At 68.7% G+C, this 19,383-nt stretch carries 23 protein-coding genes; 16 read left to right on the top strand and 7 right to left on the bottom strand.

Annotation, left to right across the window (positions count from 1 at the left end):
* The first annotated feature begins 531 nt into the window (after nt 1–531).
* The 5 genes from rpsB (at nt 532) to ADL03_RS17670 (ending at nt 4,652) form a co-directional block, all read left to right on the top strand.
* Entirely contained in the window at nt 532–1,395 is an 864-nt protein-coding gene (gene rpsB, locus ADL03_RS17690; RefSeq protein ID WP_053734557.1) for a 30S ribosomal protein S2, read from the top strand.
* Between the two features lie 72 nt (nt 1,396–1,467).
* Nucleotides 1,468–2,283 (top strand): translation elongation factor Ts, encoded by an 816-nt coding sequence (tsf, locus tag ADL03_RS17685; protein WP_053734556.1) that lies wholly within the window; start codon nt 1,468–1,470, stop codon nt 2,281–2,283.
* Between the two features lie 118 nt (nt 2,284–2,401).
* Nucleotides 2,402–3,112, top strand: coding sequence for a UMP kinase (gene pyrH, locus ADL03_RS17680; RefSeq protein WP_197288419.1), 711 nt, complete (start codon nt 2,402–2,404; stop codon nt 3,110–3,112).
* A gap of 61 nt (nt 3,113–3,173) precedes the next feature.
* A complete protein-coding gene (gene frr / locus ADL03_RS17675) occupies nt 3,174–3,731 on the top strand; it encodes a ribosome recycling factor (protein ID WP_053734554.1) in 558 nt (185 codons plus the stop codon).
* Between the two features lie 66 nt (nt 3,732–3,797).
* On the top strand, nt 3,798–4,652 hold the full coding sequence (locus ADL03_RS17670; RefSeq protein ID WP_053734553.1) for a phosphatidate cytidylyltransferase: 855 nt from the start codon (nt 3,798–3,800) through the stop codon (nt 4,650–4,652).
* A 25-nt stretch (nt 4,653–4,677) separates the two neighbouring features.
* Here ADL03_RS17670 and ADL03_RS17665 read toward each other — a convergent pair whose 3' ends face one another.
* On the bottom strand, nt 4,678–5,436 hold the full coding sequence (locus tag ADL03_RS17665; RefSeq protein ID WP_197288408.1) for a VOC family protein: 759 nt from the start codon (nt 5,434–5,436) through the stop codon (nt 4,678–4,680).
* Nucleotides 5,437–5,638: 202 nt separating this feature from the next.
* Between ADL03_RS17665 and ADL03_RS17660 the strand changes: the two genes are divergently transcribed.
* Genes ADL03_RS17660 through ADL03_RS17650 form a run of 4 tightly spaced genes read left to right on the top strand, consistent with a single transcriptional unit; the run spans nt 5,639 to nt 8,045 of the window.
* Entirely contained in the window at nt 5,639–6,334 is a 696-nt protein-coding gene (locus tag ADL03_RS17660) for a class I SAM-dependent methyltransferase (RefSeq protein ID WP_197288418.1), read from the top strand.
* A gap of 52 nt (nt 6,335–6,386) precedes the next feature.
* Nucleotides 6,387–6,542 (top strand): hypothetical protein, encoded by a 156-nt coding sequence (locus tag ADL03_RS47120; protein ID WP_157528846.1) that lies wholly within the window; start codon nt 6,387–6,389, stop codon nt 6,540–6,542.
* Nucleotides 6,542–7,048, top strand: a complete 507-nt coding sequence (locus ADL03_RS17655) for a hypothetical protein (RefSeq protein WP_157528844.1) — start codon at nt 6,542–6,544, stop codon at nt 7,046–7,048. Before ADL03_RS47120 ends, ADL03_RS17655 begins: the two co-directional genes overlap by 1 nt.
* A gap of 19 nt (nt 7,049–7,067) precedes the next feature.
* Entirely contained in the window at nt 7,068–8,045 is a 978-nt protein-coding gene (locus tag ADL03_RS17650) for an aldo/keto reductase (protein ID WP_053734549.1), read from the top strand.
* 1 nt (nt 8,046) lies between these two features.
* Here ADL03_RS17650 and ADL03_RS17645 read toward each other — a convergent pair whose 3' ends face one another.
* The gene (locus ADL03_RS17645) at nt 8,047–8,544 is read right to left on the bottom strand and encodes a PadR family transcriptional regulator (protein WP_082373232.1); all 498 of its coding nucleotides are present in this window, start codon (nt 8,542–8,544) and stop codon (nt 8,047–8,049) included.
* Nucleotides 8,545–8,627: 83 nt separating this feature from the next.
* Here ADL03_RS17645 and rlmN point away from each other — a divergent pair, with 83 nt between their 5' ends.
* Nucleotides 8,628–9,734 carry a 23S rRNA (adenine(2503)-C(2))-methyltransferase RlmN gene (rlmN, locus tag ADL03_RS17640; RefSeq protein ID WP_053734547.1) on the top strand — a complete coding sequence of 369 codons (1,107 nt, stop codon included), beginning with the start codon at nt 8,628–8,630 and terminating at the stop codon, nt 9,732–9,734.
* Here the strand turns inward: rlmN and ADL03_RS17635 are convergent, their stop codons facing one another.
* On the bottom strand, nt 9,735–10,220 hold the full coding sequence (locus ADL03_RS17635) for a carbonic anhydrase (RefSeq protein ID WP_053734546.1): 486 nt from the start codon (nt 10,218–10,220) through the stop codon (nt 9,735–9,737).
* 185 nt (nt 10,221–10,405) lie between these two features.
* On the opposite strand from ADL03_RS17635, the gene ADL03_RS17630 reads away from it, so the two are divergent.
* Nucleotides 10,406–11,965: a serine/threonine-protein kinase gene (locus tag ADL03_RS17630; protein ID WP_197288407.1), complete on the top strand. Its 1,560-nt coding sequence runs from the start codon at nt 10,406–10,408 to the stop codon at nt 11,963–11,965.
* Nucleotides 11,966–11,977: 12 nt separating this feature from the next.
* On the opposite strand, the gene ADL03_RS17625 is transcribed toward ADL03_RS17630, so the two are convergent.
* Nucleotides 11,978–12,364, bottom strand: coding sequence for a winged helix-turn-helix transcriptional regulator (locus tag ADL03_RS17625; protein ID WP_369808986.1), 387 nt, complete (start codon nt 12,362–12,364; stop codon nt 11,978–11,980).
* Nucleotides 12,365–12,443: 79 nt separating this feature from the next.
* Here ADL03_RS17625 and ADL03_RS17620 point away from each other — a divergent pair, with 79 nt between their 5' ends.
* Nucleotides 12,444–13,346, top strand: a complete 903-nt coding sequence (locus ADL03_RS17620; protein ID WP_053734544.1) for an NADP-dependent oxidoreductase — start codon at nt 12,444–12,446, stop codon at nt 13,344–13,346.
* Here ADL03_RS17620 and ADL03_RS17615 read toward each other — a convergent pair.
* The gene (locus tag ADL03_RS17615; protein ID WP_053734580.1) at nt 13,343–13,600 is read right to left on the bottom strand and encodes a DUF2631 domain-containing protein; all 258 of its coding nucleotides are present in this window, start codon (nt 13,598–13,600) and stop codon (nt 13,343–13,345) included. The genes ADL03_RS17620 and ADL03_RS17615 overlap by 4 nt on opposite strands.
* A gap of 154 nt (nt 13,601–13,754) precedes the next feature.
* Between ADL03_RS17615 and ADL03_RS17610 the strand changes: the two genes are divergently transcribed.
* The gene (locus tag ADL03_RS17610; protein ID WP_053734543.1) at nt 13,755–14,897 is read left to right on the top strand and encodes an ABC transporter ATP-binding protein; all 1,143 of its coding nucleotides are present in this window, start codon (nt 13,755–13,757) and stop codon (nt 14,895–14,897) included.
* On the top strand, nt 14,890–16,029 hold the full coding sequence (locus ADL03_RS17605) for a spermidine/putrescine ABC transporter substrate-binding protein (protein WP_053734542.1): 1,140 nt from the start codon (nt 14,890–14,892) through the stop codon (nt 16,027–16,029). Before ADL03_RS17610 ends, ADL03_RS17605 begins: the two co-directional genes overlap by 8 nt.
* Here the strand turns inward: ADL03_RS17605 and ADL03_RS17600 are convergent.
* The gene (locus ADL03_RS17600) at nt 16,016–17,146 is read right to left on the bottom strand and encodes a cytochrome P450 (protein ID WP_082373228.1); all 1,131 of its coding nucleotides are present in this window, start codon (nt 17,144–17,146) and stop codon (nt 16,016–16,018) included. The genes ADL03_RS17605 and ADL03_RS17600 overlap by 14 nt on opposite strands.
* A complete protein-coding gene (locus ADL03_RS17595) occupies nt 17,121–17,660 on the bottom strand; it encodes a TetR/AcrR family transcriptional regulator (RefSeq protein WP_157528840.1) in 540 nt (179 codons plus the stop codon). Before ADL03_RS17595 ends, ADL03_RS17600 begins: the two co-directional genes overlap by 26 nt.
* Before the next feature lie 44 nt (nt 17,661–17,704).
* Between ADL03_RS17595 and ADL03_RS17590 the strand changes: the two genes are divergently transcribed.
* Both ADL03_RS17590 and ADL03_RS17585 read left to right on the top strand, forming a co-directional pair.
* The gene (locus ADL03_RS17590) at nt 17,705–18,544 is read left to right on the top strand and encodes an ABC transporter permease (protein ID WP_053734539.1); all 840 of its coding nucleotides are present in this window, start codon (nt 17,705–17,707) and stop codon (nt 18,542–18,544) included.
* Nucleotides 18,541–19,347: an ABC transporter permease gene (locus tag ADL03_RS17585; RefSeq protein WP_053734538.1), complete on the top strand. Its 807-nt coding sequence runs from the start codon at nt 18,541–18,543 to the stop codon at nt 19,345–19,347. The genes ADL03_RS17590 and ADL03_RS17585 overlap by 4 nt, the downstream gene beginning before the upstream one ends.
* Nucleotides 19,348–19,383 lie beyond the last annotated feature (36 nt).

Below are 19,383 nucleotides of genomic sequence, written 5' to 3'. Positions count from 1 at the left end.
CGTGGGGGCAGCGAGGTCGACGCCGCGGTGGCCGGGGCCGAAGGGGGAGGTCGGGGCGAGGAACGCGCGCACGACGGGGTGGGGTGGGGGTAGGGGCCAGGAGTAGCGCGTGGTCGGCGGGGTCAGGAGGGCCGTCAGCAGCAGGGTGGTGGGGAGGAGCATGGGATCAGCGTCGAGGAGGGCGGCCTTGGGGACCACCGAGGATCTGGGAACTGTGGACAACTCGGTGGTTGTGGATAACTTCGCCCCTCGCCTACCTGCCGATTCGAAGTTTGTCGGGGGTGGGGCGTAGACTTTCGGGCGCGTCCCGTCTACGTGCGGGACGACTTCGCGTGCCAACGCAGATCCGACCGGCTGTCCAGCAGGGTCGAGTCACGACGTCCGACGGTCCTGACGGTGGATGAGAGTCCTCCGCGGGTGCGGACGCCGGCAAGGCACCAGGGCTGACGGCCGACCCGGCCGGAAGCGGCAACCGAAACGACGCGCACTGGCCAGACCTGGCGCGTCCGACAGATGAGGTGCGAACCGGCCATGGCCGTCGTAACCATGAAGCAGCTGCTCGACAGCGGCGTGCACTTCGGGCACCAGACCCGGCGCTGGAACCCGAAGATGAAGCGCTACATCCTCACCGAGCGCAACGGCATCTACATCATCGACCTGCAGCAGACGCTGACCTACATCGACCGGGCTTACGAGTTCGTGAAGGAAACGGTCGCGCACGGCGGGTCGATCCTGTTCATCGGCACCAAGAAGCAGGCGCAGGAGGCCATCGCCAACGAGGCGCTCCGCGTCGGCATGCCCTACGTGAACCAGCGCTGGCTGGGCGGCATGCTCACCAACTTCTCGACGGTCCACAAGAGGCTCCAGCGCCTCAAGGAGCTCGAGTCGATGGAGCAGACCGGCGGTTTCCAGGGTTTCACCAAGAAGGAAATCCTGATGATGAACCGCGAGAAGGACAAGCTGGAGCGCACGCTCGGCGGTATCCGCGACATGTCCAAGGTGCCCAGCGCCGTGTGGATCGTGGACACCAAGAAGGAGCACATCGCGGTCGGTGAGGCTCGCAAGCTGAACATCCCGATCGTCGCGATCCTCGACACCAACTGCGACCCGGACGAGGTCGAGTTCCCGATCCCGGGCAACGACGACGCGATCCGTTCCGCTGCCCTGCTGACCAAGGTCGTGGCCGAGGCCGCCGCCGCCGGTCTCATGCAGCGCTCCGGTGGCCGCCGCGACGCCGCTGACGGCCAGGACAAGCCCGCCGCCGACGAGCCGCTGGCCGAGTGGGAGCAGGAGCTCCTGACCAGCTCCACGCCCACCGAGGCTCCGGCCGAGGCGGCCCCGGCCGACGCAGCTCCGGCCGAGGAAGCTCCGGCCGAGCAGCCCGTCCAGTCCTGATTTCCCCCACGCGGCGCCCGCACACCAGCGGGCGCCGCGTGACTCAAGCGCGTACATCGCAGAAGGAAAACGATGGCGAACTACACCACCGCGGACGTCAAGAAGCTCCGCGAGCTCACCGCCGCCGGCATGATGGACTGCAAGAAGGCCCTGGACGAGGCTGACGGCGACTTCGAGAAGGCCGTCGAGATCCTGCGCATCAAGGGCGCCAAGGACGTCGGCAAGCGCGCCGAGCGCACCACGTCCAACGGCCTCGTCGCCGTCCAGGACGGTGCGATGGTCGAGCTGCGCTGCGAGACCGACTTCGTCGCGAAGAACGCCGACTTCATCGCGCTGGCCGACGAGATCGTCGCGATCGCCAAGGCCAACAAGGTCGCCGACGTCGACGCCCTCAAGGCGGTCGAGGTCGACGGCAAGACCGTGGACGCGCTGGTCCAGGAGTTCTCCGCCAAGATCGGCGAGAAGCTGGAGCTCGCGAAGGCCGTCAACTTCGACGGCACCGTCTCCACCTACCTGCACAAGCGTGCTGCCGACCTGCCGCCCGCCGTCGGCGTGCTGGTCGAGTTCACCGGTGACAACGCCGAGGCCGCCAAGGGTGCCGCGATGCAGATCGCCGCCATGCGCCCGAAGTTCGTCACCCGTGACGAGGTCCCCGAGGACCTGGTTGCGAACGAGCGCCGCATCGCCGAGGAGACCGCTCGCGAGGAGGGCAAGCCCGAGGGCGCGCTGCCCAAGATCGTCGAGGGTCGCGTCAACGGCTTCTTCAAGGACGTCGTGCTCCTGGAGCAGGCTTCCGTGACGGACAGCAAGAAGACGGTCAAGGCCCTGCTGGACGAGGCCGGCGTGACGGTCACCCGTTTCGCTCGGTTCGAGGTCGGCCAGAGCTGATCGCGGTGAGGGCGGGGTTGCGACGACACTGCGACCCCGCCCTTGCTATGTCCTGACCAATGGCGCTGAGGAGGACTGACCAGTGAGCGAAGAAGGTAGCCACGGCTACCGCCGGGTGATGCTCAAGCTCGGTGGCGAGATGTTCGGCGGCGGGGGCGTCGGTGTCGATCCCGATGTCGTCCAGACGGTCGCCAAGCAGATCGCGGCGGTCGTCGAGTCCGGCGTGCAGGTGGCCGTCGTGATCGGCGGTGGCAACTTCTTCCGCGGTGCCGAGCTCCAGCAGCGCGGCATGGACCGTTCGCGTGCCGACTACATGGGCATGCTCGGCACGGTCATGAACTGCCTGGCGTTGCAGGACTTCCTCGAACGCGAGCACGGCATCGACACCCGCGTGCAGACCTCCATCCAGATGACGCAGGTCGCCGAGTCCTACATCCCCCGCCGCGCGATGCGCCACCTCGACAAGGGCCGCGTCGTGATCTTCGGTGGCGGCGCGGGTCTGCCGTACTTCTCGACCGACACCACGGCCGCTCAGCGCGCGCTGGAGATCGGCTGCGAGATCGTGCTGATGGCGAAGGCCGTCGACGGCGTCTACACGGCCGACCCCAAGATCGACCCGGACGCGCTGATGTTCGACAACATCACCCACCGCGAGGTGCTGGAGCGCGGCCTCAACGTCGCCGACGCCACGGCCTTCAGCCTCTGCATGGACAACAACATGCCGATCCTCGTCTTCAACCTCCTCACCGAGGGGAACATCGCGCGCGCGGTGCGTGGTGAGAAGATCGGCACCCTGGTCAACACCCCCGGTGGTCGGCCCGCCTTCTAGACCTGGTGGGATCAGACCTGGACCGGGACAAGGGCACGAACACGCAGAGCAAGGAGCAGTCGTGATCGACGAGACCCTCCTCGACGCCGAGGAGAAGATGGAAAAGGCGGTTTCGGTGGCGAAGGAGAACCTCGCCTCCGTACGGACCGGTCGGGCGACTCCCTCGATGTTCAACCGCATCCACGTCGACTACTACGGTTCGCTGACGCCGCTCAACCAGATGGCCAGCATCACGGTCCCTGAGGCGCGCATGGCGGTCGTCAAGCCGTACGACGCGAGCCAGCTGAACGCCATCGAGAAGGCGATCCGGGACTCCGACCTGGGCGTCAACCCGAGCAACGACGGCAGCATCATCCGCATCGTCATCCCGCAGCTCTCCGAGGAGCGCCGCCGGGACATGGTGAAGGTGGCGAAGCAGAAGGGCGAGGACGCGCGCGTCTCCGTCCGCGGTGTCCGCCGCAAGGCGAAGGAAGAGATCGACCGCCTCGTCAAGGACGGCGAGGTCGGCGAGGACGACGGCGCGCGTGGTGAGAAGGAGCTCGACGCTCTGACCCACAAGTACACCGCGCAGGTCGACGAGCTCGTGAAGCACAAGGAAGCCGAGCTCCTCGAAGTCTGATGTCCCTGATGGTTCGCCCGGCCGAGTCGCCGCAGGCGTGAAGGCCCAGGCCGGGCGGAGGTCGTGATGGGAGCACAGGTGGCAGGCAGTCCCGCGGAGGTGCCCGCGTCGAAGCCGTCGCGGGCGGGGCGTGACCTGAGGTCGGCGATCCTGGTCGGCGCCGGCCTCGGTGCCGTCATCGTCCTGTCGTTGCTCACCGTGCGGCACACCTTCATCGGCATCGTCGCGGCCGCCGCGGCGGTGTCGACGTGGGAGCTCGCGAACGCGTTCAAGAAGGGCGGCATCACCGTCGCCCTGTGGCCGGCGCTCATCGGTGGCCAGGCGATCATCTGGCTGTCCTGGCCGCTGGGGCGCAGCGGCATGATGACCGCGCTGGCGATCACCGTGCTGGTGTGCATGATCTGGCGCTTCCGCGGCGGATCCGACGGCTACCTGCGCGATCTCAGCGCGTCGGTGCTCACCGTCGTCTACGTGCCGTTGTTCGCGGCGTTCGCGGCCATGCTCGTCGTCCCGGAGGACGGCGCGGGCCGCGCGTTCGCGTTCCTCATCGGTGTCGTGCTGTCCGACGTGGGCGGCTACGCGGCCGGTGTCTTCCTCGGCAAGCACCCGATGGCGCCGACGATCAGCCCGAAGAAGTCCTGGGAGGGCTTCGCCGGGTCGCTGCTCGCCGGTGTGGTCGGTGGGGCGATCACCGTCACGACGCTGCTGGACGGCCAGTGGTGGCACGGCGCGCTGTTCGGTGCCGCGCTCGTGGTCACGGCCACCGCTGGCGACCTGGTCGAGTCGCTGATCAAGCGAGACCTCGGCATCAAGGACATGGGCACGCTGCTGCCCGGTCACGGCGGCCTCATGGACCGGATGGACTCGCTGCTGCCGTCCGCCGTCGCCTCGTGGCTGCTGCTGCACCTGTTCGTGCCGTAGACCGCTGACGTTCTCCCCGCTCGGGCTAGTCGTCGAACGGGTCGTCCACCTCGGTGCGCGGCTCGGCCTCGATCACGCGGGAGGGGTCGATGACGGAGAACGCCATACCCGCGTGGTCCTCGACGACCGTGATACGCCCGAACGGCGTGTCATAGGGCTCCACGGTCACGCGCCCGCCGAGCTCCAGCACGCGGTACGCCACGGAGTCGATGCCGATCTCCGGCGCGGCGTTGAAGTACACCATCCAGTGCGAACGCTCGCCGTACGGGAACTCGCGGCCCATCTTCTGCCGGCCGATGACCTCGGTGCCCTCGATGGACCAGGACGCGTAGTCCAGCCGCTGCCCGTCGCCGATCTGCGTGATGTCGAAGTGGCACAGCTCGCCGAAGAACTCGTCGGCCGCCGCGCCGTCACGGGTGTTGAGCTCGGCCCACGCGTAGGCGCCGTGCCCGCCCGTGCCGAACCGCCAGTCCGGCGGAACGTGCCGGAACCCGACGACAGCGCCGGTCGGATCACTGATCACCGTGCTCTGCGTGTGGTCGGTCCCGTCCTCCGGGTTGCGCAACACCGACCCGCCGAGGTGGAACGCTTTTTCCGCGGTGGCCCGCGCGTGCGGCGTGACCAGGTACAACAGCCACGGCTCCGGCTCGCCCTGGGGCAGCCCGGCGACCGGGACGCCGTCGACCATGGCCACGGTGTAACCGGCGTCGTCGGCGTAATGCCAGCCGAAGAGCCCGGTGTAGAACTCGATCGTGGCCTTGAGGTCGTCGACGGAGCGTTCCACCCAGCACGGACTGCCGCCGAGTAACGGTGCGAGCTGAGGTGTGTTGGGCGCGATCGACACTGCCGCCTCCTGCAGGGAAGAGATGCGGCCACGCTACGCCGTGATTGGACGAATTCGTACGGTCGCGGTCAAATAGAGGTCTTACAGTGTCTTCGTGAGGGGATTCGTGCGGGCGGCGCTGGCAGCGGTGCGCCCGGTGGACGTGGTGCCGAGCCCGAACATCTGGCACTGGCCGGACGTCTACGAGGTGGAGAACCGCGCGCAGGACGTGCACGGCGCCATCTGGGCCGCGTTGGCCGAGGAATGCCCCTTCAGCTCGACGGACGTGGTCGACATCGGCTGCGGCGACGGCTTCCACCTGCCCATCTTCGCGCAGTCTGCGCGCACGGTCGTAGGCGTCGAACCGCACCCACCGCTCGTGGTGCGCGCACGCAACCGGGTGGCCGCGCTGCCGAACGTCCGCGTCGTCTCCGGTCCCGCGCAACGGCTGCCGCTCGACGACGGGGTCGCTGATCTGGTGCACGCGCGCACGGCGTACTTCTTCGGCCCTGGATGTGAACCGGGGCTGCAGGAGGCCGATCGGGTGCTGCGGTCGGGTGGCGCGATCGCGATCGTGGATTTGGACGGGTCGGCTGCGCCTTACGGGCCGTGGTTGTGTGCCGACGAGCCGCGGTATGACCCGGCTGCGGTGGAGAAGTTCTTCGCGGACAACGGGTTTTCGTTGCGGCGCGTGGTGGCGGAGTGGCGGTTCGAGTCGCGTGAGGCGTTGGAGTCGGTGCTGCGCATCGAGTTCTCGGCTGGTGTGGCCGAACGTGCGATTGCTTCGGTGGAGGGGTTGAGCTTTCCGGTGGGGTATCGGTTGCACGTGCGGCGGAAGCCGACCGGGTTGATCGTGTGACCGGGGAGCCGTGGCTCCCCGGTCACACGGCCTCAGCGCTTCAGTAGTCGCCATGAATCCGGACCACGTGTGGGAGTTGCAGCTCGGTGGCCCGGATGCCGCGAGCAACCTGCATATCCTGCATGCGGTCACGAACCAGGACATCGGCAGACAGATTCGTTCTCTCCCGGACTACACACCCATTCGAATCAACATCAAGGGGCCGTGATGATCTCAGTTGAGCTTCGTCAGGCTTTCGAGGCTGTGCGCTCGGCGGCCAAGCTGGAGCGAGAGTGGTCGATGATGAACTCTTTCCCCGAGGGCATCTCACGTGCCCCTGGCCTCGACGCCCCGACTGAGTATCTCGACCTGCTCACCTTTGTGGATGGACCAATTCTTGGGCAGGTAGTCGTCTACCGTTGCAAGGTTGTCGAATCCATGCAGGTGTATGCCGAGGAGGATGAGGGTGCTCCAGTTCGGCTGGGTGTCGAAAAGTGGTTCTGCTTCGGAAAGGCCAATGAGGACCCGCTCTTCATCAACAGACGAGACGGAACCGTCTGGGGATTCCCTGATCGAGGAATCGTATGGCAGGACAGTGAAGTTTTCGGGCAGTTCGCAGGCAGTCTGGGCGAGTTCCTTGAGACGTATGCCCTGGGGTCGAAGTACCTGACTCTTCCGGGTGTCGACGAGGACGATCAGTGGTGGCGTCTGCTGAAACACGTCGGACGGGTCTGATCGGACTAGGCTTCGGTTCGTGGAGAAGCGAAACGCAGGCAGGTTGGACCGCCAGGTCGGCGTCGTCGGGCTGGGGTGCTGGCAGCTCGGCGCCGACTGGGGCGAGGTGGACGAGAGCGAGGCGCTCGCGTTGCTGCACGCCGCCGCCGACACGGGGGTCGACTTCTTCGACACCGCTGACGTGTACGGCGACGGGCGCAGCGAGACGCTTGTCGGGCGGTTCCTCAAGGAGCGCAAGGACGACGACGTCTTCGTGGCCACCAAGATGGGGCGGCGGCTGCCGGCGCAGACCACGGAGGGGTACTCGCGGGAGAACTTCCTCGCGTGGAACGACCGGAGCCGCCGCAACCTCGGGGTGGACACGCTCGACCTGGTGCAGCTGCACTGCCCGCCGACGCCGGTGTACAGCCGCGACGAGGTGTACGACACGCTCGACGAGATGGTGGAGCAGCAGCGGATCGCTGCTTACGGCGTGTCGGTGGAGAAGGTCGAGGAAGCGCTCGAGGCGATCAAGCGGCCGAACGTGGCCAGCGTGCAGATCATCCTGAACGCGTTCCGGCTCAAGCCGCTCGAAGAGGTGCTGCCGAAGGCGGCCGAGGCGGGGGTCGCGATCATCGCGCGCGTGCCGCTGGCCTCCGGGTTGCTGTCCGGCAAGTACAGCAGGGACACGAAGTTCGGCGCGGACGACCACCGCAACTACAACCGCAACGGTGAGGCGTTCGACGTCGGCGAGACCTTCTCCGGGGTGCCGTTCGAGGTGGGGTTGGAGGCGGTCGAACGGCTGCGGCCGCTGGTTCCCGAGGGGGCCACCATGGCGCAGTTCGCGCTCAGGTGGATCATCGATCAGGCCGGTGTCACGGTGGTGATCCCGGGTGCTCGCAACGTGGAGCAGGCGCGGTCGAACGCGGCGGCGGCCGAGTTGTCCGGAGTGGACCGGGCCGCGGTGGCGGCGGTGTACGACGAGCTGATCAGGCCGCACGTGCACGACCGCTGGTGAGTCACTCCTCGGCGAGGATGGCGTAGAGCTTGCGCCGCAGCTCGTTGTAGAGCTCGACGGCGCGGGCCTTCTGCTCGGGCGTGCCCGCGTGGGAGATCTGCTCCATCGCGCTACCGAGGAGCCGGATGGACGACCTCAGCTCGCCGTCGACCGGGTCGAGCTGGAAGTTGATGTCGCGCCAGGGCGGGGCCGTGTGCTCCGTCCTGCCGTGGTCGGTGAGCGTGAACAGCTTCTTGCCCCCTTCTTCCTCGGAGGAGATCAGGCCTTCGTCGGCCAGCATCTGCAGCGTGGGGTAGACCGAGCCGGGGCTCGGGCTCCAGCCGCCGCCGGTGCGCCTGGCGATCTCCTGGATGATCTCGTAGCCGTGCATCGGGCGTTCTGCCAGCAGGGACAGAACAGCTGCACGGACGTTGCCGCGTCGTTGACGGCCGCCCCTGCCGCCGCCCCCGAACGGGCCGTGGCGGTGCCTGTGTGTGTGGTTCCTGTGGTGTGGTCGCATCATCATGCCGTTAACGATATATCGGAAGCTATCGCGATGCAACGGTCTTGTGTTGGTGAAGTTCGTGGGACACTGGATGTGCTATGACCTCGCTTCCCCTTGTCTTCGACGCGCCCAAGCGCGGCCTGCCGCCGCGCCACCTGGTCGACCTCTCACCGTCCGAACGCGCTGATGCCGTTGCGGCCCTTGGTGAGAAGCCGTTCCGGGCCAAGCAGCTGTCGAACCACTACTTCAGCCGCCTGACCGTCGACCCGGCCGAGATGACCGACATCCCGGCCGCCACGCGCGACAAGCTCGTCGCCGACCTGATGCCGCCGCTTTTCACGGTTGTGCGCAAGGTCACGACCGATGAGGGGACGACGGCGAAGACGCTCCTGCGCGCGCACGACGGCACGCTCATCGAGAGCGTTCTGATGCGCTACCCGGACCGCGCGACGCTGTGCATCTCGTCGCAGGCCGGCTGCGGCATGGCGTGCCCGTTCTGCGCGACCGGCCAGGGCGGCCTGCAGCGCAACCTGTCGACCGCGGAGATCGTGGACCAGGTGCGCCTCGGTGCCGCGGCGATGCGCGACGGCGAGCTGCCCGGTGGTCCCGGACGGCTGTCGAACATCGTCTTCATGGGCATGGGCGAACCGCTCGCGAACTACAAGCGGGTCATCGAGGCCGTGCACCGCATCACGGCACCGGCGCCGGATGGGCTGGGCATCTCGCAGCGCACGGTGACCGTGTCGACGGTCGGCCTGGTGCCGGCGATCAAGAAGCTGACCGAGGAGAAGCTGCAGGTCAGGTTGGCGGTGTCGTTGCACACGCCGGACGACGAGCTGCGCAACACGCTGGTGCCGGTCAACACGCGCTGGGACGTGGCCGAGGTGCTGGAGGCGGCCCGCGGGTACGCCGACCAGACCGGGCGCCGGGTCAGCATCGAGTACGCGCTGATCCGCGACATCAACGACCAGGGCTGGCGGGCGGACCTGCTGGGCAAGAAGCTGCGCAAGCACCTCGGGCAGCTGGTGCACGTGAACCTGATCCCGCTGAACCCGACGCCGGGCAGCAAGTGGGACGCCTCGCCGAAGCCGGTGGAACGGGAGTTCGTGCGCCGGGTGCGGGAGCAGGGTGTCGAGTGCACCGTCCGGGACACCCGCGGGCAGGAGATCGCAGCGGCCTGCGGGCAGCTCGCGGCCGAGGGCTGATCACACCTCGGTCAGCGCACCCGTCGCCACGTCGAACACGAAACCGCGCACCGAGTCCTTGACCGGCACGAACGGGTTGCCGAGGATGCGTGCGACCGACTGGCGCACGTCCTCTTCCAGGTCGCTGAACGACTCGGCCGCCCAGGCGGGCTTCACGCCGACGTCCTCCTGGATGGACCGCTTGAAGTCGTCGTCGGTGAACGTCAGCATGCCGCAGTCGGTGTGGTGGATGAGGATGATCTCCCTGGTGCCGAGCAGGCGCTGGCTGATCGCGAGCGAGCGGATCTCGTCCTCGGTCACGACGCCGCCCGCGTTGCGGATCACGTGCGCCTCGCCCTCCTGGAGACCGAGCACGCGGTAGACGTCGAGGCGTGCGTCCATGCACGCCACCACGGCGACGTGCTTGGCGGGCGGCAGCGGCAGCGGGCCGGAGAACTGGGCGGCGTAGGTGAGGTTGTTGGCGAGCAGCTCGTCGGTCACCGACATGATCAGGTCCTTTCACCGGAGCGGGTGCGGCTGAGCCAACTGCCGTGTGCGCATACCCGCAACAGTGCCCACGAGCTGGGAATGAGCCCGCTGAAGAAGAAGCGGCGGCCGACAATCTCCGTCACAGACGACAGAACCCGGACAGGGGACCGGTCGCCGCGGGGCTCCGGCTAGCATGCGGCGTCGTGGGGGAACCGACGAGGCTGGTCGCGGGCAGGTACGCGACGATCAGAGAGCTCGGCCGGGGCGGCATGGGGGTCGTCTGGCTGGCAGAAGACCGGGTCATCGGGCGCCAGGTCGCGCTCAAGGAGCTGCGGACCACCGAGACCGAGCGCGTGCTGCGGGAAGCCCGCACGGCGGGGCGGCTGAACAGCCCGAACGTCGTCGGCATCTACGACGTCATCGTCGAGCACGGCGTCACGTACCTCGTCATGGAGCTCGTCGAGGCCCCGACGCTCGCCACCGTCATGGCGCGCAGGGCGCTGAGCGAGGACGAGGTCGCCGACATCGGCCTGCAGACGCTCAACGCGCTCGAAGCGGCCCACGCGGCGGGCATCGTGCACCGGGACGTCAAGCCCAGCAACATCATGGTGCTGCCCGACGGCCGGGTGAAGCTCGCCGACTTCGGCATCGCCCGTGCCGTGGACGACCCCGGGCTGACGGCGACCGGCGGCATCATGGGCTCGCCCGGTTACATGGCGCCGGAGTTGTTCGCCGGCAAGCAACCGTCGCCCGCGAGCGACCTGTGGGCGTTGGGCGCCACCATGTTCCACGCGATCGAGGGGCGCGCTCCGTTCCAGCGCGACACGACCGCGGCGACCATGCACGCGATCATGTACGAGGAGCCGGTCCTCCAGCGCACGTACGGGCCGCTCGCCGACACGATCATGGCGCTGCTCACCCAGGACGACACCCGCCGGCTGACCGCCGCCCAGCTGCGCGAACGGCTCGGTGACCGCACCAAGGTCGTCCGGCCGCCCACGCCGTCGGAGCAGACGGTCGTCATCGAACCCGTCACCGCCTACGTCACGCCGCAGCCGCCGACGCGTGCGGACTGGGACGACAAACCCAGGTCCCGCAAGCGGATCGGCATCTTCGCCGGTGCCGCGGCGGCGGTGGTCGTGATCGCGCTCGCCGCGGTCTTCCTGGTCAAGCCGGAGACCCCCGGCAGGGCGGCGGCGCAGCAGGGCGCGAACGTCAGCGACCAGCCCACGTCGACGACCAGCGTCAGCTCCAGCGCGTCGTCCAGCAGTGCCGCACCGAGCAGCAGCAGCGCGGCGCCGTCGTCCAGCAAACCGGTCAGCAGCTCGAAGCCGGCCCAGGTCACGCAGTCCGTGCAGCCGACGACACAGCCCAAACCGCCGAGGGAAACCCTCGTGCTGAAGCGGTACATCAAGAACGGCACGCCGTTCCACTACAGCGGCACCCCACGCGTGAACGCACCCGCGGGCTTCACCCCCGAGGCCTACACCCTCGGCAAGCTGCTCGCGAACCCCGAGCCGGGCGCGATGCCGTTGTACGCCTGCCGCATCAACAACTCCGAGGACCACATGACCTCGGTCTCGTCCACCTGCGAGGGGCAGACCGTCCTCGGCACGCTCGGCTACGTCTTCCGGGACAAGCCGGCGGACGTGGCCACGCTCCCGTTGCACCGATGCCTCTTCCAGGGCGCCCACTTCGACTCGCCGAGCGCGAACTGCGAGGGGCAGACGGTCGAGTTCCAGTTCGGCTGGGTCGTCGCGTGACCGGCCGGCCGGTCACCGGGTCGTAGCGGGTTCCAGGCCGACGGGATCCGCGCTGTCGAACGTCTCGCGCGCCTCGGCGACCGAGTCGTAGTTCTGCTGCGCCCACATCCGCAGCGCCGCGAGGGGCTCGATCACGCTGCGACCGAGCTCGGTCAGCTCGTACTCCACGCGCAACGGCACCGTGGGGTACACCGTGCGCGTGACGAGCCCATCGCGTTCGAGCGCGCGCAACGTCTGCGTGAGCATCTTCTGGCTGATGCCCTCCAGTTCGCGCTTCATCTCGCCGAACCGCACCGGCCCGTTCTCCATCGCGCCGATCGCGAGCGCCGTCCACTTCGAGGCGACCATGTCCAGCAGGTCGCGACACGGGCACATCTTCGAGTAAACGTTCCTGATCACGGGTGGTTTCTACCAGGTACCTAGTGCACAAACTAGTGCCTGGTTGCGAACAGTGACCAGGTCTCGGAAACTGGGGGGCATGCGAGCGATCACCCAGACCGAGTTCGGTGGCCCCGAGGTCCTGACCCTCTCCGACCTGCCCAAGCCCGCGCCCGTGCCGACGGAGGTGCTGGTCAGGGTGCACGCGGCCGGGATCAACCCGGTCGACTGGAAGACCCGCGCCGGCGGTGGCATGGCGGGGCTGCAGACGTTCCCGCTCGTGCTGGGCTGGGACGTCTCCGGCGTGGTCGAGGAGGTCGGCTTCGGCGTCACGACCCTCAAGCCCGGCGACGAGGTCTACGGAATGCCGCGCTTCCCGCACGCCGCGAGCGCCTACGCCGAGTACGTCACCGCGCCGTCGCGCCACTTCGCCAGGAAACCGGCGGGGCTCACCCACGTCGAAGCGGCCGCCCTGCCGCTCGCCGCGCTCACCGCGTGGCAGGTCCTCGTCGACACCGCCGACGTGCAGCCGGGGCAGAAGGTGCTGGTCACCGCGGCGGCCGGAGGGGTCGGCCACCTCGCGGTGCAGATCGCGAAGGCCCGCGGCGCGCACGTGATCGGCACGGCGCGGGCGGCCAAGCACGCGTTCCTCAAGGACCTCGGCGTGGACGAGGTGGTCGACCACACGGTCGCCGAGTACGACCGCGCCGACGTCGACGTGCTCGTGGACCTGGTCGGCGGCAGCTCACCGGCGCCGGTGCGCAGCGGCGGGCTCTTCGTCGGCGTGCCGTCCGGGGTGGCGGTCGGTCCGCGTGACGACATCAGGACCAGCCCGATCCTGGTCGAGCCGGACCGGGCGGGCCTGGAGGCGATCACCGCGCTCGTCGAGTCGGGGCAGCTGCGGGTGCACGTCGACGCGACGTTCCCGCTGGAAGAGGCCGGACAAGCGCATGCCCTGGGCGAGAAGGGTCGCACCCAGGGCAAGCTCGTGCTCGAGGTCTAACGGCGCCAGGACGTCTTGCGGCGGGCCATGTCCCACACCAGGAAGCCGATGATCGTCACGCCGGTCGCGATGAGGTAGACGTTCTCGATGCGGCCGTGGTGGTTGCCGATCAGCATCAGGAAGCAGAAGATCGCGGAGAGCCAGCCGGCGATCCGGGTGCCCTTGGTCAGCGAGCCGTGCCAGCCCCACTCGTGCGACGGCTCCTCGTGAGGGTCGACGGCAGGACGCTTGTCCAGTTCCGAGGACGAAGCCACGGTTTCCTCCACTGCTCATCCGGTTACCTGGTCATCGTCGCACATGGAGACGCGCACGGATGTGTGAGGTCGCGCGCGCACGGCTTACCAGTGAGGTCGTGCACCGTTACCCTCAGCGCGGCCCACCCGTCCGATCTTGCGAAGGCGCCCCTACTTGACCGGCTTCTCTCCCGCTGAGGCCTCCACCCCGGACACGTTCGCCCCCGTCGAGATCGGTCTGCACGGGGTGCGCAAACGTTTCTCCGACCAGGTGGCGGTCGACGGAATCTCGCTCAACGTCCACGAGGGCGAGTTCTTCTCCGTGCTCGGCCCGTCCGGCTGCGGCAAGACCACGGTGCTGCGCATGATCGCCGGGTTCATCGACCCGGACGAGGGCCGCATCGAGCTCGACGGCAACGACATGGTGGGCGTCCCGCCGTACCGGAGGGACGTCAACACCGTCTTCCAGTCGTACGCGCTGTTCCCGCACATGTCGGTGTGGGACAACGTCGCCTACGGCCTCAAGCGCAAGAAGCTGCGCGGCGAGGAGCTGCGCAGGCGGGTCGGCGAGCACCTGGAGCTCGTCCGCCTGTCGCAGTTCGCCCAGCGCAGGCCCGCGCAGCTCTCCGGTGGCCAGCAGCAACGGGTCGCCATCGCGCGAGCGCTTGCGGCCGGGCCGCAGCTGCTCCTGCTCGACGAACCGCTCGGCGCGCTCGACGCCAAGCTGCGCAAGGAGCTGCAGATCGAGCTGATGCGCATCCAGCGCGAGGTCGGCACGACGTTCCTCTACGTCACGCACGACCAGGAGGAGGCGCTGGTCCTGTCGCACCGCATCGCCGTGATGAACGCGGGCCGCATCGAGCAGGTCGGCTACCCCGAGGACGTCTACGAACGCCCCGCGACCCGCTTCGTCGCCGGGTTCATCGGCACGTCGAACATCCTGGACGCGGAGGTGTCCGGAGTGGACGGCGGTTTCGCCGAGCTGACCGCACCCGGTGCCACCCGGTTGCGCGCGCGGCTGAACGGCAGCGCCGCGCACGGCCAGAAGGTCGCCGCGACCGTGCGCCCGGAGAAGGTGCACCTGTTCGACGAGACGGCTGAGCCGCCCACGGGCTGGTGCGTGCTCCAGGGCGTCGTGCGCGATGTCGTCTACACGGGCGTGTCAACGCAGTTCGTCGTGGACACCCCCGTGGGTGAGCTGGTCGCGTTCGTGCAGAACGCCCAGCGCATCGACGACGCGGGCGCGCCGGGACAGCCGGTGCGGATGGCGTGGGACCCCGAGTTCACCGTGCTGCTGGAGAAGAAGACTGATGACTGAGAAGAAGGTCCGGATCGCCCGCCTGTGGGACGTCGACTCCCCGCGGGTGACCCGGCGCGCGATGCTGGGCTCGATGACGTTCTTCGCGCTGGCCGCCTGCGGTGTCGGTGAGGCGCCGACGAACAGCGGTGGCACCTCGACCGCCGCGAAGGCCGCGAACCTCAAGAACGAGCCGAAGCTCAACTTCTACAACTGGACCGACTACATCGCGCCGGAGACGTTGCCGGGCTTCAAGACCGCGACCGGCATCGACGTCACCTACGACAACTTCTCCACCAACGACGAGATGGAAGCCAAGATCGCTTCCGGTTCGGCCGGGTACGACCTGGTGGTGCCCAGCGACAACTTCCTGCGCCGGTTTCTGCGCTCCGGCCTGCTGCAGCCGCTGGACCACTCGTCGCTGCCGAACCTCAAGAACCTGGAGAAGCGGTTCGTCGAGGCCGACTACGACGCCGGCAACAAGTACTCGGTGCCGTGGGCGTGGGGCACCACGGGTCTCGCGTACTCCAGGTCGCAGATCGGCGGTGAGGTCACCGGGTTCTCCGCCTTCGACCTGCCGAACGCCCAGGGCCGCAGCACGATCCTCGACGAGGCACGTGACGGCATGGCGCTGGGCCTGCTCAAGCTCGGCCACGACCCGAACACCACCGACGCCGGACAGATCGACGACGCGGCGAACTTCCTGCTGTCGTTGAAGAAGAAGCTCGGCCAGATCACCTCCGACGTGATCGAGCCGCTCACCTCCGGCCAGGTGCGGCTCGCGCAGGCGTACTCCGGTGACGCGTTCCAGGCACGCGCGGCCAGCGCGGACGTCGCGTACGCCATCCCGTCCGAGGGCGGTCTGTCCTATGTGGACCTGCTGGTCATCCCGAAGGACGCGCCGCACGCCGAGAACGCGCACCGGTTCATCGACTACGTCCTGGGCGCGGAGACGGGTGCGGCGCTGTCCAACGCCGTGCGCTACGGCAGCCCGAACGCGGCCGCCAAGCCGTTGATCGACAAGGAGCTGCTGAACGACCCGCTGGTCTACCCCTCGGAGGAGCAGCTGAAGAAGCTGCCGTTCACCAAGGACCTGGGCGGCGACGTCGAGGCGCGCTACGCCGACGCGTGGACCAAGGTCAAGACCGGCTGACCGGGAAGCTCGCCATCCCCCTGATCACCACCGACTCGCGGTACGTCACCGGGCCTGCCTGGCGCAGGTCCGGCAACCGCCGTGCCACGGCCCGCAGCGCCACCTCGCCCTCCAGCCGGGCCAGCGTCGCGCCCAGGCAGTAGTGGATGCCGCTGGAGAACGCCAGGTGCTCCGGCTTCCGCACCCGCATGAGGTCGAACCGCTCGGGCTCCGGGTACACCTCCGGATCGCGGTTCGCCGCGGCGAGCAGCAGGCAGACGCCGTCGTCCACGCCGATGTCGCGGCCGAGCAGCGAGACCGGCTCGTGCGCGAGGCGGGTGGTCAGGTGCACCGGCGGCGCCCAGCGCAGCGTCTCCTCCACGACGTCCGGCGCGATGCCGTCGTGTGCCTTGAAGAACGCCCACTGCGCCGGGTGGTCGAGCAACGCGCGCACGCCGTTGCCGATCAGGTTGACGGTGGTCTCGAATCCGGCGATCAACAACAGGGTCAACGTGCTGAGCGCCTCCGGCACGGTGAGCTTCCGGTCCTGCTCCGCAGCCACGAGTGAGCTGATCACGTCGTCGCCGGGGTTCGCCCTGCGCTCGGCGATGAGCCGCTCGAACAACGCGGAGATCCGGTCGATGGCCCGGTTCGCGGCATCGGTGGTCCGGCCGTCGAACGACTCGGCGACGAGCCGGCCGTAGTTCGCGAAGTCGCCGGTGTCGGCGTCCGGGATGCCGAGCAGCTCGCTGATCACCGCGATCGGCAACGGCGTGGCGAAGTCCGTCATCAGGTCGAACTCGCCGTCGACCCGGTCGAGCAGGGCGTCCGCGATCTTCTCGACGCGCGGGCGGTACCCGTCGATCCTCCTCGGGCCGAACGCGGGCGTGGCCAGCCTGCGCAACCGGGTGTGGTCGGGCGGGTCCAGCTCCAGGAACGACTCGGACACCGGGTTCGGCGTGCCCGGATACGTGCCGTCGGCGAACCGCACACCGAACCGCCGGTCGCGCAGGATCGTGTTCGCCAGCGCGTGGCTCGTCGTGACCCACTGGCCGCCGAGGCGTGTCAGCGGGCCCCGGGCGCGAATCCGCTCGTAGACCGGATGCGGGTCGTCATGGCCGTTCAGCTGCTCCAGCACCGCTTACCCCCTGGTAGAACGTCGTGAGCACGAGCCGGGGTGCGTCGAGGGGTGCCAGCCGGCCCGCCGCGATGCCCTCCCAGGCGCTGTAGATGCCGGCGTAGAGGATCTGGGTGATCCACCACGCGGGCAGGTCGGCCCGCATCCGCGTGCCCTGCAGCCGGGAGATCAGGTCGATCACCGGCTGGTCCATCGCGGTCAGCCGCACGCTGAGCCGTTCGTCGTCGGCGAGGTTCGGGAAGCGCAGCAGGAACTCGACGCGCGGGCCGAGCGGCACGAGGTTCGCGATGAGCTGCTCGACCGCGTCGTCGGTGTCGAGGTCGACGCTGCTGATCGCCGCGTCGACCAGGTCGAGCGCCTCGGTGGCGAGCGCGTGGATCAGCTCGGTTCGGGTCGGGAACCGCTTGTGGAGTGTGGTCCTGCCGACACCCGCCGCCTTCGCCACCTCGCCCAGCGACGCCGTCGGGTCCTTGAGCAGCACCGATGTGGCGGTCTGGAGGAGGTGAACACTCATGTTCACAACGGTACAGCAATGTTCACGTGGCATCATGTGCGCTCGTGTTGCGACGCTGGCTGAAGGCCAACGCCCTGCTCACGCCCACCGGGCTGTGGCTGGGGATTTTCCTGATCGCGCCGCTGGCGCTCGTCGTGCAGTTCAGCTTCGCGACCCGCGACACCGGTGTCGCCCGCGCGGTGCTGCCGTGGACGACGCAGGCGTACCTGACGGCACTGGACCCGGCGTTCCTGCCGATCTTCGGGCGGACGCTGGTGTACGCGGTGGTCACGACGGTCGCCTGCCTGGTGCTGGGCTTCCCGCTGGCGTGGTTCATCGCGCGGCACGGCGGCAGGTACCGGACCGCGTTGCTCGCGGCGGTGCTGATCCCGTTCTGGTCGAGCTACCTCGCGCGGATCTACGCGTGGAAGGCGCTGCTGGACGGGGAGGGGCTGGTCAACACGGTGCTGAGCTGGGTGGGGCTGGGGCGTGATGGCGGCTTCCTGCTCACGCACGGTGCGGTGGTCCTCGGGCTGACGTACGGCTTCCTGCCGTTCATGGTGCTGCCGCTCTACGTGGCGTGCGAGCGGTTCGACTTCCGGCTGGTCGAGGCGTCGTACGACCTCGGGCACGGGCGGGTGTCGACGTTCTTCCGGATCGTGCTGCCGGGTGTGCTCACCGGTGTGCTGGCCGGGTCGTTGCTGGTGCTGGTGCCCGCGGCGGGTGACTTCGTGACGCCGAAGCTGCTCGGCGGGGTCGACCAGTCGACGTTCGGGTCGGTGATCGACGACCAGTTCCGCGGCGGCAACAACTGGCCGCTCGGGTCGGCGATGGCGGTGCTGCTGCTCGTGCTGGTGGTGCTCGTGCTCGTGTTGCGCGGGCGGCGTGGGGAGGACGTGCTGTGAACCGTCGGCCGTGGGTGCTCGGAGCGGTCGCCGCGCTGGTGTTCCTGTTCCTGTACGCGCCGATCGGGTGGCTCGCGATCGCGTCGTTCAACTCGTCGCGGTCGCTCAGCCGCATCAGCGGGGTGTCGACGCGGTGGTACGAGGAGCTGTTCCGCGACACCCGTGTGCTGGAGTCGTTGCAGCTGACCCTGCAGCTGGCGCTGGCGTCCGCCGTGATCTCGACGGTCATCGGGACGTTGGCGGCGTTCGGGTTGCGGCGCGCGTTTCCCGGCCGCGGGGTGTGGACGGTGCTGCTGTCGCTGCCGCTGGTGGTGCCCGAGGTCGTCATGGGCGTGGCGATGCTGGGGTTCTTCGTCAAGCTCGCCGGGATCCCGCTCGGGTTCGGGGCGCTGCTGTTCGCGCACGTGGCGTTCTCGCTGAGCTTCGTGGTCGTCGTGGTGCGGTCGCGGGTGTCCGGGATGGACGTGCGGCTGGAGGAGGCGGCGGCCGACCTCGGGGCATCGCCGTTCGTGGCGTTCCGGACCGTCACGCTGCCGCTGGTGGCGCCCGCGGTCGTGGCGGGGGCGGCGTTCGCGTTCCTGCTGTCGTTCGACGACGTGGTGATCTCGTCGTACCTGACCGGTGTCGGGTCGACGACGCTGCCGGTGTTCGTCTACGCGCAGGCCTCCAAGCGGGGCATTTCGCCGGAGATCGTGGCGCTGTCGACGCTGATGGTGGCGGCGACGGCGGTGCTGCTGGTTGTCGGAGTCGTCGTGGCGTCGTGGCGGGCGCGCCGGGCGGGGTCCACCGCGCAGCTGGTCTGAGCGTCAACTTTCGTCGCTGGAACTCGATACCCCAGC

Source organism: Nocardia sp. NRRL S-836 (genome assembly GCF_001279525.1).
Taxonomy (GTDB): domain Bacteria; phylum Actinomycetota; class Actinomycetes; order Mycobacteriales; family Pseudonocardiaceae; genus Lentzea.
This window is presented reverse-complemented; position numbering and strand designations above follow the sequence as displayed.